General features: G+C 53.6%; 1 pseudogene. It reads left to right on the forward strand.

The window, feature by feature from the left end:
* Positions 1 to 157 precede the first annotated feature (157 nt).
* Positions 158 to 690: pseudogene (locus HMPREF3148_RS09525) on the forward strand (helix-turn-helix domain-containing protein); the annotation flags it as partial.

Consider the following 690-nt stretch of genomic DNA (forward strand, 5'->3'; position numbering starts at 1 on the left):
GTGTCGATTTGGGGTAGTTGGTACCGCGAGTCCGCGTAGTTGGTACCGGGGTTCCACGTACCCGGTACTGCAAGGGGGTTTTCTTTCATAGTTGATGTTGGCGGCACCACGATCCGCTGGTGTTGCGTCAACTTCTACTTGGAAGGAGCTGGTCCTTGTGGCCAACTTCAAACAGATCATCGCGATGTGCCTTGATGGTGCTAGCTACGCGCAGATCACACACGCATTGGGATGTTCACGACGAGAAGTATCCCGCGCAAAGAAAGTCATCAACGATGAGGCACTAACTCCAGAGCGTTTCCGTCAACTTCCACCGGGATGGTTCGATGATCGATTCAGCGACGGCCGGAGTAAGCGGACGATGTCCTACGACCAGCCTGATTTTCACGCTCTTGCACGCAAGCTGAAAAGTACAAAGCATGTGACCAGGCATAAGCTGTGGATGGACTACTTATCGCAGCCGTGTCCGACGGACAAGACAAAGTACCAGTACTCCCAGTTCTGCAGTGGGCTCAATGAGTTTCTGCGTGCCAATGATCTCGTTGAAGTTATCACCCATGAGCCAGGCCAAGAGCTTTACGTTGACTGGGCCGGTGACAAAGTGCCAGTGACGGATCAGGCCAGTGGTGATACCGCATTCAAGGCGTCATTGTTCGTCGCGGTCAGCCCATACTCAGGGCTGATGTACGT

Source organism: Corynebacterium sp. HMSC05D08 (assembly GCF_001807215.1).
Classification (GTDB): Bacteria; Actinomycetota; Actinomycetes; order Mycobacteriales; family Mycobacteriaceae; genus Corynebacterium; species Corynebacterium striatum.